The 17,165-nt window shown below is 67.6% G+C and carries 14 protein-coding genes; 2 read left to right on the top strand and 12 right to left on the bottom strand.

What is annotated here, in order from left to right; genetic code table 11:
• Positions 1 to 27 precede the first annotated feature (27 nt).
• The 11 genes from ACFWIX_RS07830 to ACFWIX_RS07780 all read right to left on the bottom strand — a co-directional run bounded on the left by ACFWIX_RS07830 (position 28) and on the right by ACFWIX_RS07780 (position 14,941).
• A complete protein-coding gene (locus tag ACFWIX_RS07830) occupies positions 28 to 1,548 on the bottom strand; it encodes an ABC transporter ATP-binding protein (protein ID WP_377215565.1) in 1,521 nt (506 codons plus the stop codon).
• Between the two features lies 1 nt (position 1,549).
• Complete coding sequence (locus ACFWIX_RS07825) at positions 1,550 to 2,293, bottom strand: energy-coupling factor transporter transmembrane component T (RefSeq protein ID WP_377215564.1); 744 nt, start codon at positions 2,291 to 2,293, stop codon at positions 1,550 to 1,552.
• Positions 2,294 to 2,302: 9 nt separating this feature from the next.
• A complete protein-coding gene (locus ACFWIX_RS07820; protein WP_377215563.1) occupies positions 2,303 to 3,121 on the bottom strand; it encodes an ECF transporter S component in 819 nt (272 codons plus the stop codon).
• Positions 3,122 to 3,262: 141 nt separating this feature from the next.
• On the bottom strand, positions 3,263 to 4,288 hold the full coding sequence (locus ACFWIX_RS07815) for a nucleoside hydrolase (RefSeq protein ID WP_377215562.1): 1,026 nt from the start codon (positions 4,286 to 4,288) through the stop codon (positions 3,263 to 3,265).
• 2 nt (positions 4,289 to 4,290) lie between these two features.
• The gene (locus ACFWIX_RS07810; protein ID WP_377215561.1) at positions 4,291 to 5,268 is read right to left on the bottom strand and encodes an aldo/keto reductase; all 978 of its coding nucleotides are present in this window, start codon (positions 5,266 to 5,268) and stop codon (positions 4,291 to 4,293) included.
• Between the two features lie 9 nt (positions 5,269 to 5,277).
• Positions 5,278 to 5,838 (bottom strand): hypothetical protein, encoded by a 561-nt coding sequence (locus ACFWIX_RS07805; RefSeq protein ID WP_377215560.1) that lies wholly within the window; start codon positions 5,836 to 5,838, stop codon positions 5,278 to 5,280.
• A complete protein-coding gene (locus ACFWIX_RS07800) occupies positions 5,835 to 6,452 on the bottom strand; it encodes a DUF402 domain-containing protein (RefSeq protein WP_377215559.1) in 618 nt (205 codons plus the stop codon). Before ACFWIX_RS07800 ends, ACFWIX_RS07805 begins: the two co-directional genes overlap by 4 nt.
• The gene (gene dxs / locus ACFWIX_RS07795) at positions 6,449 to 8,422 is read right to left on the bottom strand and encodes a 1-deoxy-D-xylulose-5-phosphate synthase (protein ID WP_377215558.1); all 1,974 of its coding nucleotides are present in this window, start codon (positions 8,420 to 8,422) and stop codon (positions 6,449 to 6,451) included. Before dxs ends, ACFWIX_RS07800 begins: the two co-directional genes overlap by 4 nt.
• A gap of 128 nt (positions 8,423 to 8,550) precedes the next feature.
• On the bottom strand, positions 8,551 to 11,376 hold the full coding sequence (locus ACFWIX_RS07790) for an aconitate hydratase (protein ID WP_377215557.1): 2,826 nt from the start codon (positions 11,374 to 11,376) through the stop codon (positions 8,551 to 8,553).
• A gap of 164 nt (positions 11,377 to 11,540) precedes the next feature.
• Complete coding sequence (locus ACFWIX_RS07785; RefSeq protein WP_377215556.1) at positions 11,541 to 12,968, bottom strand: class I SAM-dependent RNA methyltransferase; 1,428 nt, start codon at positions 12,966 to 12,968, stop codon at positions 11,541 to 11,543.
• Complete coding sequence (locus ACFWIX_RS07780) at positions 12,965 to 14,941, bottom strand: APC family permease (protein ID WP_377215555.1); 1,977 nt, start codon at positions 14,939 to 14,941, stop codon at positions 12,965 to 12,967. The genes ACFWIX_RS07785 and ACFWIX_RS07780 overlap by 4 nt, the downstream gene beginning before the upstream one ends.
• Before the next feature lie 119 nt (positions 14,942 to 15,060).
• Here ACFWIX_RS07780 and ACFWIX_RS07775 point away from each other — a divergent pair, with 119 nt between their 5' ends.
• Both ACFWIX_RS07775 and ACFWIX_RS07770 read left to right on the top strand, forming a co-directional pair.
• A complete protein-coding gene (locus ACFWIX_RS07775) occupies positions 15,061 to 15,735 on the top strand; it encodes a potassium channel family protein (protein WP_377215554.1) in 675 nt (224 codons plus the stop codon).
• Complete coding sequence (locus tag ACFWIX_RS07770) at positions 15,732 to 16,466, top strand: potassium channel family protein (protein WP_377215553.1); 735 nt, start codon at positions 15,732 to 15,734, stop codon at positions 16,464 to 16,466. The genes ACFWIX_RS07775 and ACFWIX_RS07770 overlap by 4 nt, the downstream gene beginning before the upstream one ends.
• On the opposite strand, the gene ACFWIX_RS07765 is transcribed toward ACFWIX_RS07770, so the two are convergent.
• A complete protein-coding gene (locus ACFWIX_RS07765) occupies positions 16,463 to 17,116 on the bottom strand; it encodes a DUF3159 domain-containing protein (RefSeq protein WP_377215900.1) in 654 nt (217 codons plus the stop codon). The genes ACFWIX_RS07770 and ACFWIX_RS07765 overlap by 4 nt on opposite strands.
• Positions 17,117 to 17,165: the final 49 nt, after the last annotated feature.

The following is a 17,165-nucleotide window of genomic DNA, read 5'->3' as shown; positions in this document are numbered from 1 at the left end:
CTTGCGTTTCGGGGCTGGCAGGTGTGCTTAGTGCCCTGCCAGCCGGCCGCCGTCGAGCGCCACGACACGGTGCGCCGCCGTCCGTGCGTAGTCCAGGTCATGCGTGACCAGTACGACGGCGGCGCCCTCCGCCGCAGCGGACCGCACGGCCGCATCCAGGACGGCCAGGCCATCCGCGTCCAGAGCCACGGTGGGTTCGTCAAGGGCCAGCACGGCGGGCCGGCGGGCCAGGACGGTGGCGAGGGCCAGCAGGCGCTGGCGTGAGCCCGGAAGTTCCGCCGGGTGGGCCAGCGCCTCGGCTGCCAGGCCAACGGCCTCCAGCGCTGCGCGGGCGCGCCGCTCCGCTTCCACAGCCGGGAAAAGCCGGTCCAGGCCAAACCTGACCTCCCGCAGGACGGTACGTTCAAAGAGCTGGTGGCGCGGATGTTGGAACAGGAATCCCACGGCCGCCGCCACGTCCCCGACGGGTTTGCCGGCAATGCCGCACCCCTGCACCAGGACGGCGCCACGGTCCGGCTGCAGCAGCCCGTTCGCATGGCGCAGCAGCGTGGATTTTCCGGCGCCGTTGGCACCCGTGACAGCCACGACTTCCCCCGGCCGCACCGTGAGGTCAACGCCATGAAGGACAGGATGTGCCGGACTGTCGGCACGGACGGCGGCATAGCTGAACGCCACTGCCCGGAATTCCAGCGCTGCTCCGGACGGTTTGCCTGACTCGGCGGGACGGGCCGCAGGGGCGGCATCGGGCGGGGTTCCAGGCTTGCCGAAGAGGGGCCTGCGGACGGAGGCGGGCAACGGCGCGTCCCCGCGGAGGAATTCATCCCGGTGCCCGCGCGCCGTGGCCTTGCCGGCCGAAAGGACAACCCAGTCCGGGGCGGCCAGGACCAGGTCGTCCACGGCCTGGCTGAGGATAACGACGGCGGTGCCCGCCGCTGCGAGGTCTGTCACCAGCAGCGTGAGTTCTGCCAGGCCCCCGCCGTCCAGCGAGGCGGCCGGCTCGTCAAGCACCAGCACGGGCGGATCGGCGATGACGGCGCAGCCGATGGCCAGGCGGCGGAGCTGCCCGCCGGACAGCGTTGCAGGGTCCTGCTCCAGGAGCCTGGAGAGGCCCACCAGCCCGGCAGTGCGTTCCACGGCAGCCACCATGGCGGCCCGTTCCACGCCGGCGTTCTCGAGCCCGAACGCCAGTTCCTCGGCCACGGTGGCACGGACGGTGGACATGGCCGCAGCGGCGTCCTGCGGAACGAAGCCCACCAGCCTGCCCCACGCCGCGGGGTCGATCCGCGGGTCGTCGGGGCCGCCGTCGAACTCCAGGACGGTGCCCGCCGCGGCGAGGCGGCCATGGAATGTGCCGTGGCTCCCGGGCATCAGCCAGCCAGCCAGAATCCTGCCGAGAGTGGATTTGCCGCTGCCGGAAGCGCCGATGATGGCGGTACGGGACCCCGGAACGAAGGACAGCTCAAGCCCGGCCAGGGCGGGCGTGTCTTCCCCGTGGAAGGCAAAGGACCGGATGGAAGCTGCCAGGGCCGGGGTGGCGGTAGCGTGCATGCTAGGTCCCCGCCGCGGTGGTCCAAAGCCGCGCACCAATGGCCGCGACTGCAGCCAGCACCAGCGCGGCGCGCAGGATGTGCTGCCCGCGGGAATCGGGCACTTCCCGGTAGCTGGTGCGCGGACCGCTGCTGCTGAAGCCGCGCGCGTCGAGGGCCGCGGCACGCGTGCCGGCTTCCTCGACGAGCGACAAGACAAGCGGTACCGCCTGCAGCCGGAACGACGCCATCCGGTGGAGGAGCCCGCGGCGGATGACCAGGCCGCGCGCCTCCTGGGCCTGCCGGATCACCGCGGTCCTGGCTGTAATCGCAGGCAGCAGCGTCAGGGTGGATGCCAGGACAAAGGCGACCCTGCCACTGACGCCCCGGGCGGACAGGGCAGCCACCAGGTCCGGCACCCTGACGGTGAAGGAGAACAGCAGCAGGGACACCACCACGGCGGCCAGCAGGGCCGTCCGTTCCAGCGCGAACGCCAGCCCCTCAGCGGTGATCCGCACCGGCCCCCATTGCGCCAGAACAGTACGTCCCTCAGGAAAAAATAACCCATGCACCATGAGCAGCGAGACAGCCAGCGGCAGCAGCACGGCTGCTGCCGCTGGAAGCACCCGGCGCGCCGTCCCGCCCTGAAACGCAAGCGCAGCGCAGCCGGCGGTTACGGCCAGCGAGAGCGGCAGGCTCGCCGCCGCAGTCGTTATGGCCGCAGTGCTGCCGGCCGCTGCCAGCGAGGTCAGCGGGTGTAGACGCATGGATGCTGCCTAGGCGTCCTGTCCGGGAACCTTGCCGGCCAGCACCCTGTGGCGGCGGACGAACGGGAACTGCAGGCGGGCCCGGCGCGGGAGGGCGTAGACCAGGATGGCCACGACAGTGAAGACGATCGCCTTGTCCATCGGGTCAGAAATCAGGGCCTGTTTGGTAATGGCGGTCAGCAGCGAGTCGCCCATGGCGCGGAAGGCGCTGACGATTGCTCCGGTGGCAACGCCGGAGGTGCCGCCGAAGACGAAGGCTGCGACAGGCGCCGAGACCACGCCGGCCAGAATGCCAGTGGCGAAGCCGGCCACGGGGGCCAGGTAGAAGCGGCGGAAGAGCCCGTAACGGGCGGCGAGCCCGGCAAGGCAGCCGATCAGCGCGGCGCCGGCGGCGAAAGGCAGGACCGTGGGGTTGAAGAAGGACCAGACGATGCTGCTGAGAACGCCGGTCGCGGCACCGGCGGCGGGGCCCGCGAGGACTGCGATGAGGACTGTGCCGATCGCGTCCAGGTAGAACGGAACCAGGGTGCTGCCCACGAACTGGCCCAGCACGATGTTCAGCACCAGCGCCACCGGGATCAGCACCAGCGTGGAGGTGGGGAGGGTGGGCAGGACGGCGACGATGAGCAGGACGGCGCCTGCCAGGAAGCCGGAGAGTGCGATCAGGGCCGAGGCGCTGCCGGGGCCCCCTGTGATATCTGCCGGCTGGTTCAGGACAAGGTAGATGTAGGTGCCGGCGATGGCCACGGCGCCGAGGATCTCGAGCAGGCGGCGCCTGCGGGCGGCGGCGGGTGCCGGGGACGGCAACGTCAGGGAGGGCGATGACATGCGGTTTCCTTTGGGTGCAGGCGCGGGAGGCCCGGAGGTTCCGGGCCCTGGGGAACGCCGCCTATGTCACCTCGGCAGCGGCGGCCGGGCAGCAGTGCCTGGCCGGACCGCCCCCATTCTACCGCCGGGACAGGCCGCCGCTCAGCCGCGTTCCCGCGCCAGGCGGCCGACCGTCGACACCAGTTCAGTGAAGGCCTGCGCGGGGTTGTTGTCGGTGACAATGCGGGCATTCGGGGGGAATCCCCAGAGGCCGCGGAAGTCGGCAACGGTTGTCCCGGCCAGCAGCGGCGAATCAGCTTCCACGTCCACCGTGGCAGGCCGGGCAGAATACTCCAGGGTGCCGGCTGCCACGCCCGCAGCGAAGAAGTCGTGGACATGGGCCAGGTAGCCCTGGTCGTAGAGCCGGTGGAACTCGAAGTAAAACCGCAGGGCGTCCGACAGGTGGCGGATAACTATGTTGTCCGAGGTGCTGCGCTGCCCTTCGGGTTGCTCCGGCAGGACCAGCTCAGGTACCGAGGCGCCCGCGGCTTCGGCCAGCAGCCGGAGGTGTTCCGGGCGAAGTTCCATGCGCTCCGTGGTGTCCAGGGAGCAGACGACGGGCAGCCTGTCCACGGGCCGGCCGCGGTACGCGGCGTAGACTTCCTTGGCCGCGTGCGGGTCCACGTGGGTATTCCACTCGGCTGTGGGCGTGGTGTTGCCCTGGTAGTAGAAGGATCCGCCCATGATGACCACCCCCGCGAGCAGTTCCGGCAGGTCCGGCTCCTGCCGCAGGGCCAGGGCGAAGTTGGTCAGCGGCGCGGTGATGAGCGCCGTCAGCTCCCCCGGGCGCCCCCGGGCCTTTTCAATCCAAAGGTCGACGGCGTTGCGCGGCGAGAGCCTTCCCTGCGGTTCCGGCAGGACGGCATGGCCGATGCCCTGCGGCCCATGGGTTTCGGGGGTGGTGAGCAACGGGATGGACAGGGGGGCGCGGGCCCCGATGGCCACCTCCACGTCCGGCCGGCCGCAAAGCTCCAGCAGGGCAAGGGTGTTGCGGGCCACCTGGTCCGCGTCCACGTTGCCGGGCGAGGCCGTGACGGCGGCGAATTCGGTGTCCGGCAGCGCGGCCAGGTACACCAGGGCCAGGGCATCGTCGATGCCGGTGTCCACGTCCAGCAGGAAGGCGGCCACGGCTAGAAGAGGGCCACTTTGGGAACGGGCGGGAAGATGGCGTCCAGTTCCGCGAGATCCTCCACCGACGGCGCCCATCCGGCGGCGGCCGCGTTCTCGCGTATCTGCCCGGGGCTGGTGGCACCGGCGATGACGCTGGCCACGGACGGCTGGGCCGCGAGCCAGGAGAAGGCTACCTGCACCTCGGTCAGCCCGCGCTCCCGTGCGAACAGGCTGAACCTGCCCAACTGGTCCCAGTCGGCGTCTTCCACCATGTGGGTCCGGGTGTGGCTGAGGCGGGATCCCTCCGGAGCCCGGCCCGGAGCGTACTTCCCGGTCAGCAGCCCGTTGGCCAGCGGGAAGTACGGCAACACCCCGAGGCCGAAATCCTCGGCAGCCGGTATGACCTCCAGTTCAGCGCGCCGGTCCAGGAGATTGTAGTGGTTCTGCGTGGAGATGAAGCGGGTGCTGCCGAGTTCGCGGGCAACGTATTCAGCCTGCGCGATCTGCCAGCCGGCCCGGTTGGAGTGGCCGATGTACCGGACCTTGCCGCTGCGGACCAGGCCGTCCAGGGCTGCGAGGGTCTCGTCGATGGGCGTCAGCGGATCCGGCGTATGGAACTGGTAAAGGTCGATCCAGTCTGTCGCCAGCCTGCGGAGGGAGGACTCCACGGCCTGGATGATGTACCGCCGCGAACCCCGCGCGCCGTAGTCGGCGCCGTTGGCCCCCTTCATGTCCATGCCGAACTTGGTGGCCAGCACCGCTTCGGCCCGGCGTCCGCCCAGGGCCCTGCCCAGCATCGTTTCGCTCAGGCCAGGCTCGCGGCCGTAGGTGTCGGCGACGTCAAACAGGGTGATGCCGGCGTCCAGCGCTGCGCGGACCACCGCATCAGTGCCGGCCTGGGATTCGGTGGCCGTGTTGGCACGGCCCAGGTTGTTGCAGCCCAGGCCCACCGCGGAAACAGTAAGTCCGGATTTGCCGACGCGTCGGTACGGGGTCACGGAACCCTCCTAAAGGCTGAAGCTGTTTGCTGGTTTGGCCGAGTGCTTGAGCTTGAACCGGTCCGGCTCCCCGAACGGTGCGGCGCCGATGCTGAGCTTGGTGAAATCCAGGTCCTCGCCGCGGATGCACACCTTGATGGCGTTCACGGCCTTGCTCACTTCCGGAGACAGGCAAAAGATGTTCAGCTTGTAGTCCGTGAATTCCGAACGTTCCACGGTGCCCAGGCCACGCCAGGCCAGGTGGCTGATCAGCGCATCGGTGGCCTTTTCCTGGAGGTAGCGGTCGCGGTCCGTGCCCTCCCGGGTCTTCAGGGCGAACTGGGCAACGACCCAGGACTGCTCCTCGTCCGGGATTTCCTTGTAGCCGTCCTCGGCGCACTGTGCGGCGAAGGCATCCAGCAGGCCCTCCGCGGCGCCGGCATCGGGCACGTCCGTCTCTTCGGTCTTGCTCTGGTGTCCCACCACGCCGTAGTTCATCACGAACTGGCTGTAGTCCTCATCGAACCAGGCCTCCCGGAAGTGCAGGACACCTTCGTCGTCGCGCCGGTAAACCCTGATGATGCCGCTCATGTGCGTCCTTTGGTAAACCATTCGGCGTCGGTGCCGTCGAACGGTGCGTACTGTGCCTTCACTGCGTTTAAAAGCTGGTCTGCTGCCGCCTCGAGCTCTCCGGCCAGCTCCTGCGGGTAGTCCATGGCCACCCGGTGCTGGGCGAACTCGTCCTCATCGTCGATGAAGACGCCGCGACCCGAGGTGCGCACCACGTCCAGGTCCATGTCGATCACATGGAATTCCATCACGTCGGGCCGGATGGATTGCCACTCGTGGGCGACGGCAAGGTCGATGTAGACGCGGACTCCGCCGGGGTGGGCGTCATCGTAGAACGTAGCCACCCATTGTCCTTCGCGGGGTATGAGCAGCACTGCGTCCGACTGCGTGTAGAACGCAGCCCCGGGGCGTGAACAGAATTCGTTGGTGCCCTGGAAGATCCACCAGCCATGCCGGTCCTCCCCCAGGTAGCGGCCCGGCACCACCCAGTGCGCCTTGCCGTTCCACTTCCGGTTCCGCGCCACGACCAACTGGCCGGGCCGGAGTCCTTCCGGCACCCGCGTGGCGCCCGGGTGCCCGGGGCCGGCGGGCTCACCCAGCACCCCGGGGTATTTGAGTTCCGCCTCGCCCCTCACAGGATGGGAAGGCTGCCGGTGGTGGGGTGCTGCTGCCCGGGCAGGGGGCGCGCAAAGGGAACCTTTGTTCCCAGAACCTGCGCAACGACGTCGTGCGTAATCTGCTGGGCGGTGACGCCCACGCGCTCCAGGACCTGGCTGCGCGTGCCGTGGTCCAGGAATTCGACCGGCAGGCCCACTTCGTTCAGGGCTGTGTCTACTCCGGCCGCGCGCATTTCCTGCCGGATGCGCGATCCCACGCCGCCGGCGCGCACGCCGTCCTCAATGCAGACCACCAGGCGGTGGTGCGAGGCCAATGCAACGATCGAACGCCGCACGGGCAGGACCCAGCGCGGATCGACGACGGTGGTGCTGATGCCCTGGGCGCCCAGACGGTTGGAGACATCCAGCGCCAGTTCGGACATGGCGCCCACGCTGACGATCAGGACGTCGTTGTCGGTGGATCCGGCGGGACGGCGGGCCAGGACGTCCACGCCGTCGCTGAGCCGCTCGATCGCTTCGATTTCTGCGCCTACCGATCCCTTGGAGAAGCGGACCACGCTGGGGGCGTCGGTGATGGCCATGGCCTCGCGGAGCTCTTCACCCAGGCGGCTGGCGTCACGTGGCGCGGCAAGGTGCAGGCCGGGCACAATCTGGACCATGGCCATGTCCCACATGCCGTGGTGGCTGGCACCGTCAGGGCCTGTGACTCCGGCCCGGTCCAGGACGATGGTCACCCCGGCCTTGTGCAGCGCCACATCCATGAGCAGCTGGTCGAAAGCCCGGTTTAGGAAGGTGGCATACACGGCCACCACAGGGTGCAGGCCGCCGAATGCCATCCCGGCGGCTGAGGTGAGGGCATGCTGTTCGGCGATGCCGACGTCGATCACCCGGTCCGGGTGGCGGGCCGCGAACTTGTGCAGGCCCACGGGGATGAGCATGGCGCCGGTGATGCCGACCACGTCCTCGCGCTCATCGGCGATGTCCGCGATTTCGTCCGCGAAGACGGACGTCCAGGACTGGGCTCCGCCGCTGCCGGTGGGTTCCCCGGTTTCGGGGTCAATGATGCCGACGGCGTGGAACTGGTCCGCCTCATGGGCGCGGGCCGGGGCGTAGCCGTGGCCCTTCTCCGTCATGGCGTGCACGATGACCGGCCCGTTATAGTTCCGCGCCGTGGACAGGGCGTGCTCCATGGCCTGGAGGTTGTGCCCGTCCACAGGGCCGATGTACTTCATGCCGAGGTCCTCGAACATGCCCTGCGGCGCCCACCAGTCCTTGATGCCCTTCTTCATGGCATGCAGGCTGCGGTAAGTGAACTGGCCGACGGGGCCGCCGTTCTGGAGTTTCTTCTTCCACCAGTCCAGGGCCACCTCGTACGCAGGGGCGGCGCGGAAGGAATCGATGGTGGGGCGCAGCGACGCGAGGTAGTCGGCGAAGCCGCCAACAGTGGGTGCGTAGGAGCGGCCGTTGTCATTGACCACGATCACCACGCGGCGCTTCTTGTCCGCCGCGATGTTGTTGATGGCTTCCCAGGCCATGCCGCCGGTGAGGGCGCCGTCGCCAACCACGGCCACCACATGCCGGTCGCCTTGGCCGGTGAGCTGGCGGGCGCGGGAGATGCCGTCTGCCCAGGACAGGGATGAGGAGGCGTGCGAGCTCTCCACAATGTCGTGCTCCGACTCGGCGCGCGAGGGGTAGCCGGAAAGTCCGCCTTCCTGGCGGAGGGTGCTGAAATCCTGGCGCCCGGTCAGCAGCTTGTGCACGTAGGACTGGTGTCCGGTATCAAAGACGATGCTGTCCCGCGGCGAGTCGAAGATGCGGTGCACGGCGAGCGTCAGTTCCACCACGCCCAAGTTCGGTCCGAGGTGCCCGCCCGTCTGGGAGACGTTCGTGATCAGGAACTCCCTGATCTCCGAAGCCAGCTGTGACAGCTGTTCTTCGGACAACTCGTTCAGGTCCTGCGGATTCCGGATGGTGTCCAAGATTCCCAACGACCCCTCCTTCGGGTGGTAGACGTGCCGTTTAACTCTAACGCCTTGGTTTGGGTGCAAAGCCGAAGCCCCGGCTGGTCGGTGACCGGCCGGGGCTTCGGTAAAAGGGTGCCTGCTGGCGGGATCCGTTAGTTGGCGGAGATCTGGCGCAGGACGTACTGCAGGATGCCGCCGTTGCGGTAGTAGTCCGCTTCGCCCGGGGTATCGATGCGCAGGACGGCATCGAAGGACGTGGCGGTTCCGTCTTCGGCGGTGGCCGTGACCTTGAGGGTCTTCGGCGTGGTGCCCTCGTTCAGCGCGGTGACGCCCTCAACAGAGAAGGTTTCCGTGCCGGACAGGCCCAGGCTGGCGGCGTTCTCACCGGCCGGGAACTGCAGCGGCAGGACGCCCATGCCAATGAGGTTGGAGCGGTGGATGCGCTCGTAGCTCTCGGCGATGACGGCTTTGACGCCCAGCAGGGCGGTACCCTTGGCAGCCCAGTCGCGGGAGGAACCCGAACCGTATTCCTTGCCGGCCAGGACCACCAGCGGGGTTCCCGCTTGCTGGTAGTTCTGCGCAGCATCGTAGACGTAAGCCTGCGGGCCGCCTTCCTGGGTGAAGTCGCGGGTGAAGCCACCCTCGACGCCGTCCAGGATCTGGTTCTTGATGCGGATGTTCGCGAACGTACCGCGGATCATCACCTCATGGTTGCCGCGGCGGGAGCCGTAGGAGTTGAAGTCCTTGCGCTCGACGCCGTTGGCCAGCAGGTACTGGCCGGCCGGGGTGTCGGACTTGAAGGAACCTGCCGGGGAGATGTGGTCGGTGGTGACCGAATCGCCCAGCTTCAGGAGCACGCGGGCGCCCGTGATGTCCTTGACCGGCTCGGGCTGTGCCTGCATGCCCTCGAAGTACGGGGGCTTCCGGACGTAGGTGGAGTTCGGATCCCAGGCGAAGGTGTCGCCGGCCGGGGTGTCCAGCGCCTTCCAACGCTCGTCACCCTCGAAAACGCCTTGGTAACCCCTGGTGAACATGTCCTTGTCGATCGAGGAGTCGATGACCTGCTGGACCTCAACCGGGTTGGGCCAGATGTCCTTCAGGAAGACGTCGTTGCCGGCCTCGTCCTTGCCGAGGGAGTCGGTTTCGAAGTCGAAGTCCATGGATCCGGCCAGGGCGTAGGCGATGACCAGCGGCGGGGAGGCCAGGTAGTTCATCTTGATGTCCGGGTTGATGCGGCCTTCGAAGTTGCGGTTGCCCGAGAGGACGGCCGACACGGCGAGGTCGTTGGCCTGGATGGCCTCGGAGATCTCGGGTTCCAGCGGACCGGAGTTGCCGATACAGGTGGCGCAGCCGTAGCCAACGATGTAGAAGCCCAGCTTCTCCAGGTAGGGGGTCAGCCCGGACTTCTCGTAGTAGTCCGTGACAACCTTGGATCCGGGGGCAACAGAGGTCTTGACCCACGGCTTGGCGGTCAGGCCCTTCTCGACGGCGTTGCGGGCAAGCACTGCGGCGGCCAGCATGACGGACGGGTTGGACGTGTTGGTGCAGGACGTGATGGAGGCGATGGTTACCGCTCCGTGGTCCAGCTCGAACTCGCGTCCGTCCGCCATCTTGACCGGCACGGGCTTGGTGATGCGTCCCGCGCCGCCATGCGCTGCCGAATACTTCGGCGGTTCACGGTCGGTGTCGGAGATATGGGTGGCTCCGGCGGTGAAGGACGGTGCATCGGAAGCGGGGAACGATTCCTCAAGTGACTCGTCCAGGGTGCCGGCGTCCGCTTCGTGGGAGACGTAGTTCTTGAGGTCGTGGCGGAACTCGTCCTTAGCCTCGGTCAGTTCGATGCGGTCCTGCGGGCGCTTGGGGCCGGCGATGGACGGAACAACCGTGGACAGGTCCAGTTCCAGGTACTCGGAGAACTTGATGTCGCGGGAAGGATCGTGCCAGAGGCCCTGTTCCTTGGCGTAGGCCTCCACCAGGGCGACGTTCTGCTCCGAGCGGCCGGTGAGGCGCAGGTAGTCCAGGGTGACGTCGTCGATCGGGAACATGGCGGCGGTGGAACCGAATTCGGGGCTCATGTTGCCGATGGTGGCGCGGTTGGCGAGCGGCACGGCGGCCACACCTTCGCCGTAGAACTCCACGAACTTGCCCACCACACCGTGCTTGCGCAGCATTTCGGTGATGGTCAGCACTACGTCGGTTGCGGTGGCGCCTGCGGGGATGCTGCCGCTGAGCTTGAAGCCCACGACGCGCGGGATCAGCATGGAGACGGGCTGGCCGAGCATGGCCGCCTCGGCTTCAATGCCGCCGACGCCCCAGCCGAGCACGCCCAGGCCGTTGACCATGGTGGTGTGGGAGTCGGTGCCCACGCAGGTGTCGGGGTAGGCGCGGAGGGCGCCGTCCACTTCACGGGTCATGACGGTGCGCGCCAGGTATTCGATGTTGACCTGGTGGACGATGCCGGTTCCCGGGGGAACCACCTTGAAGTCGTCGAACGCGGTCTGGCCCCAGCGCAGGAACTGGTAACGCTCGCCGTTGCGCTGATATTCGATCTCCATGTTGCGCTCCAGTGCGCCGGAGTTGCCGAAGGCATCGATCTGGACCGAGTGGTCGATGACCATCTCGGCAGGCGCCAACGGGTTGACCCGCTTGGGGTCGCCGCCCAGTTCCTTGACCGCTTCACGCATGGTCGCCAGGTCCACCACGCAGGGGACACCGGTGAAGTCCTGCATGATCACGCGGGCAGGCGTGAACTGGATTTCTGTATCGGGCTGGGCGTTGGGATCCCAGCCTGCCAAGGCGCGAACGTGATCGGCAGTGATGTTCGCGCCGTCCTCGGTCCTCAACAGGTTTTCAAGCAATACCTTGAGGCTGAACGGAAGGTTTTCTGCACCTTCAACGGAGTTCAACCGGAAAATTTCATATTCGGTTCCGGCTACATTAAGTTGGCCTTTTGAACCGAAGCTGTCCACAGTGCTCATCGCAGGACTCCTCTCGCAACAGTTTCATCTTTGTCGCGCGGTTGACCGCCTGCTAGTTAGGACGCCCTAATTAGTTCGGGCCCGAAAATTGCACACGGCCGGCCGTGATTACGGGCGCGACGTGGGACTACTACGGCCATCGTAGTCGAAAACCACCTCCGGCATCATGGCGCGGGAGTCAGCAGTGCCACGGTCTCCAGGTGGTGGGTGTGCGGGTAGAGGTCGAACGCGCGCAGCCCGGAAAGCTCCCACCCCACCTGCCGGAAGTAGCCAACGTCCCGGGCAAATGAAGCGGGGTCGCAGGAAACATAGGCGATGGCCCGCGGTGCCGATGCCACCAGCTGCCCCACGACGGCCTTGCCGGCCCCGGCCCGGGGCGGGTCCAGGATGAGGGCGTCGAAGTCCCGCGATTGCTGGCGGAGGACCCGTTCCACCCTGCCCTGCACAATCTCCACCTGGGGCGCGGCGTGCAGGTTCTTGCGTGCGTCGCGGCTGGTTCCGGGCGACCCTTCAACGGAAAGGACGGAGCCTGTCTCGCCCACTGCGTCGGCCAGCACGGCAGTGAACAGGCCGGCGCCGGCGTATAGGTCTGCCACCACCGAGCCGGGGCGGAGGAAACCGCCGTTTCCGAGGAAATCTGTGACCGCACCCACAAGTGTCCCGGGCGCGTCGCGGTGGATCTGCCAGAACCCCGCCCCGGTCACGCGGTATTCATGTCCCGCCGCGGTTTCCTGCACCCAGGTGCGGCCCCGGACCTGGCGCACCTCTTCAGTGGCCGGGTCGAACGTTGCCACGGACACGTCCTGCGGCAGGGCCGCGACGACGGCGCTGAGCCGCTTGCCCTTCGTGCCCTGCAATGGTGCCAACAGGACCAGCGGCCGGCTCCCGTTGGCCGGCGCCGCAACCTCGACGCGCTCGATGCCCTGCAGGTCTGCATCCCACAGCCGCAGCGCGTTGATCGCATCGCTGGCCAGCGGCATCTCCCGCACGGGAACGATGTGGTCGGAGCGGTGGGCGTGCATGCCCAGCCGGCCTGACGGTGTGACCGAGAAGCTCGCCCGGGTGCGCCACCCGAGGCCCCCGCCGCCGTCGGACGCTCCTTGCTGCCGGGGTGTACCGCCCACGGCCTCCACGGTTATTCCCCCACCGCCGGCGGAAAGGTCCGCGCCGGACGGAAGGCGGTCGACGCCGGCCAGCCGCCTCAGCTGCTCAGCCAGCACCTCGGCCTTCAGCCGCCGCTGCCGGGGCAGGGTGATGTGGCCGAATTCAGCGCCGCCTACCGGCGGGTGCCCGTGGGACCAGGCCCGCCCGGAGTCTGCAGGGTGCCAGAAATGCTCCACACGGTCCGGGGAGGCTTCCAGGACCTCCACGACGTCGGCGCGCCAGAACTTGGCACTGTCTTCGGCGTCCGTGAACCGGACCCGGACTTTTTCGCCCGGGATGGCGTGCCGGACGAAGACCACCCGGCCGCCGTCGCGGGCGACGCAGTGCCCGCCGTGGGCCACGGGCCCGATATCCAGGACGGCTTCGCGGACTGCGCCGGCGGGACCATCGGTCCGGGATCCGTTGGTGGAGGGGATGTGGGAGGTCATTGCACGTCCTGCATGTTCTTGGCTTCTTCGGATGATTTGAGCTGCCACGGAACACTGGCCACCATAACGCCTGGTTCAAAGTGCAGCCGGGTCTTGATGCGCAGTGCCGTCTGGTTATGGACCAGCTGCTCCCACCATTTACCCACCACGTACTCGGGGATATAGACCACGATCAGGTCGCGGGGTGAATCGCGCCGCATCTGTTTGATGTACTCCATGATGGGCGTCACCGTCTCCCGGTACGGGCTGGCGAGGACCGTCAGCGGCACCGGGATCCCGAGCTTCTCCCAGTCGGCCACGGTACCGGCCGTCTCCTCCGCATCGATGTCCACGGTGACCGCATCCAGCCTGGACGGGCGCGATGCGCGGGCGTAGGCGAGGGCCCGCAGGACAGGCTTGCGCACGTGCGAGACGAGCAGCACCGCGTGCACCCGGGTGGGCAGGGCCCGCGGGGACGAATCCTCGTCCACGGCAAGTTCCTTGGCCACGTTGTCGTAGTGCGCCCGGATGCTCCACATCATCAGGAACAGGCCCAGCATGACGATCAGCGTGATCCAGGCGCCCTGTTCGAACTTGGTGACGACTACGATGACCAGCACCAGCGCGGTCATGCCGAAGCCCACGCTGTTGATCGCACGCGACTTGGCCATGCGCAGCCGGGTGGGTTTGTCCCTTGCCAGTTTGAGCTTCCTGCCCCAGTGCCGGATCATGCCCAGCTGGCTGGCGGTAAAGGAGATAAAGACGCCCACGATGTACAGCTGGATGAGCTTGGTGACGTCGGCGTTGAACGCCAGGATCAGGACCAGCGCGCCGGCAGCCAGGGCCAGCACTCCGTTGCTGAACGCCAGGCGGTCGCCGCGGGTGCGGAGCTGGCGGGGCAGGTAGCCGTCCTGGGCAAGGATGGAGCCCAGGACCGGGAAGCCATTGAAGGCCGTGTTGGACGCGAAGACCAGGATGAGGCCGGTAGCGGCCACCACCAGATAGAACGGCAGGGATCCGGCCCCGAAAATGGTCTGGGCGATCTGGCTGATGGCCGGGTTCTGGATGTACCCCTCGGGCAACGGTTTGCCGTCCAGGAGGAACTCCGTGGCCGGGTCCAGCACAATGTGGACCTTGGTGGCGTTCGCCAGGTAGATGACCCCGGCAAACATGACGGCACTGAGGAGGCCCAGCAGCAGCAGGGTGGTGGCAGCGTTCCGGCTCTTGGGCGGACGGAAGTTCGGCACCCCGTTGCTGATGGCTTCGACGCCGGTCAGCGCTGCAGCGCCGGAGGAAAAGGCACGCAACAGCAGGAACGCACCGGCCAGGCCCACCAGCCCTTCGTCGAACCCGGGGGCCGGAACAATGGTGAACGCCGCCGACGGCGCTTGGCCCAGGGTGCCGGTGGACGCCTGGAAAAGCCCTACCGCAGTCATGCCCAGGATGGCCACCATGAAGATATAGGAGGGTGCGGCGAACAGGGTTCCGGCTTCCTTCACGCCGCGGAGGTTTACCAGGGCCAGTCCCGCCACCCCGGCTGCCGCCACGAAGGCCTGCTGGCCGTGGAGCGCCGGGATTGCGGTGGTCACGTAGGAAGCGGCCGAGGCCATGGATACCGCCACGGTCATGACGTAGTCCACCAGCAGCGCTGACGCCACCGTCAGGCCGGCGTACTTGCCCAGGTTCTCGTTGGCTATCTGGTAATCGCCTCCCCCGGAGGGATAGGCGTGGACGTTTTGGCGGTAGGAGGCCACCACGGTGAGCAGCACCACCATGACGGCCAGGCCAACCCATGGCGAGAAAGCGACAGCGCTGACGCCGGACAGTGCCAGGGTCAGGAGGATTTCATCGGGCGCGTAGGCTACGGAGGACCAGGCGTCGGACGAGAACACCGGAAGTGCGATCCGCTTGGGCAGCAGCGTGTGGGTCAGCCGGTCATTCCTGAACGGCCTGCCCACCAGCACCCGCTTGGCGGCATTGAATATTGTCAGCACCCCACAAAGCTAGTCTGATTCCCGGGCGATGTCATGACGGCCTGCCCCGGGCGCGATCAGGGGACGGGCCGGTAGAGTTTCGTGCTGCAGCACGTTGTCGGTGATGAAGAGGAGATACGGTGGCGCACTTCGTGATCATGGGATGCGGCCGGGTGGGTGCAACCCTCGCGCACACGCTCGAAGATGCCGGGCATTCCGTGGCCATCATCGACCAGGACGACCGGGCTTTCCGCCGGCTCCGGCAGGGCTTCACCGGCCGCAAGGTGACCGGCGTGGGCTTCGACCGCGATACTCTGCGGCAGGCAGGCGTTGACGAGGCCTACGCCTTCGCCGCCGTGTCCAGCGGGGACAACTCCAACATCCTGGCCACCAGGGTGGCGCGCGAGACGTTCCACGTCCCGCACGTGGTGGCCCGCATTTACGACCCCGGCCGGGCCGAGATCTACCAACGGCTGGGCATTCCCACCGTGGCGGCAGTCCGCTGGAGCGCAGACCAGGTCCTGCGCCGGATCCTTCCCGAACAGCACCTCGCCGGCGACTTCCGCGAACCGTCCGGCCGGCTCGTCCTGGCCGAACTGGACCTGGACGCAGCCTGGGTGGGACATCGGATCAGCAGCATCGAGGCGGCTGCGGGCATCCGGGTGGCGTACCTGACCCGCTTTGGCGAGGGCCTGCTGCCGGAGGCCGGCACCGCCTACCAGGACGGCGATACCGTCCATGCCATGCTGCACGTGGACCGCAGCGCCCAGGTGGCGCAGGTCCTGGCCAAAGCACCCGCCAAGGAGTTTCAGTGAAAGTCGTGATTGTTGGCGCAGGCAGCGTCGGTTCCTCCATTGCCAGGGAACTGCTGGCCCACCGCCACGAAATCCTGCTGATCGACCAGAAGCCGGAGGTCATCGGCCGCAGCGGGCTGCGCGGCGCGCACTGGCTGGTGGGCGACGCCTGCGAACTGAGCACACTCCAGGGCGCCAAAGTCGAGGAGGCGGACGTGGTGGTTTCGGCCACGGGCGACGACAAGGTCAACCTGGTGGTCTCGCTGTTGGCCAAGACGGAGTTTGGAGTGGGCCGGACCGTGGGTCGGGTGAACAATCCGAAGAATGACTGGATGTTCAACGACTCCTGGGGCGTCGACGTCGCCGTCAACACCCCGCAGCTCATGACAGCGCTGGTGGAGGAGGCGGTGGAGATCGGCGACCTGGTCCGGCTCCTCACGCTGCAGACCGGAGTGTCATCGCTGGTGGAGTTCACCGTCCCGCACGATTCGCATGTGATCGGGAAGACGGTAGGCGACATCCGTTGGCCGGAGGATTCCACCCTGGTGGCCATCCTCCGCGACCATGCTCCCATCACCCCCAGCCGGGATGATGTCATCGACGGCGGCGACGAGCTGTTCTTCGTCACGACCATCGCCGCGGAGGACGAACTGCGGGCACTGCTGTCAGCGGAGGAGGCAGAGACCGCTCCGGGCAGGGAAGCCGCAGCCGAGCCGCAACAGGCCCAGGAGGATGACGGCTTCGACGGTTAGGAGGCGGCAGGCGCAGGTTTGGTGACCAGCCAGGCCACCCACACGCCCAGGATGTACAGCGGCGCCCCCATGATGAGCCGTGTCGTGGCTAGGGCGGTGAGTCCGTCCGGGCCCAGCAGGTACAACGGCACCTGGACAACCAGCCGCAGGGCCAGGACAGCCACGATGATCCAGGTACCCAGCCGGTAGGCCTTGAGCCGCCCCGGGTCCTTCCGCCAGTCCAGGCCCTCATTGCGGATGAACCCGAAAAGCAGGCCGGCGACGGGCCACTTGGCCAGGATCGAAATGACCATGGCCACGATGTAGGCGGCGTTTGTGAAGAAACCAGGCAGGTAGAAGTCCTCGGCCCTGCCCGTGGTGTTTGCCAGCCATGCCGAAATTCCAACACCCACCACACCCGCCAGGGCCTGGGTCAGGGGGCGCCGCTGGATAATCCGGACCACAGTGAAGACAGCGGCTCCCGCGAGGGCGGCGACCAGCGACGGGGTCAATTCACGGGTGATGGTGAAGACCACCAGGAACACCAGTCCCGGGACGATGCTTTCGGCAATGCCCTGGACTCCGCCAGCGCTGCGCAGCACGTCCACCCGGCCGTCGTCGGTACGGTGCAGCCCGGCCTTGGCCGCATAGCCGGCCGCGATGTCCGCCATGGGAGTCCCCGCCTGCCGGTCAGCGGCGGCGCTGTCGTTACCGCCAGCG

The sequence above is a fragment of the Pseudarthrobacter sp. NPDC058362 genome, assembly GCF_042723515.1.
Lineage (GTDB): Bacteria > Actinomycetota > Actinomycetes > Actinomycetales > Micrococcaceae > Arthrobacter.
This window is presented reverse-complemented; position numbering and strand designations above follow the sequence as displayed.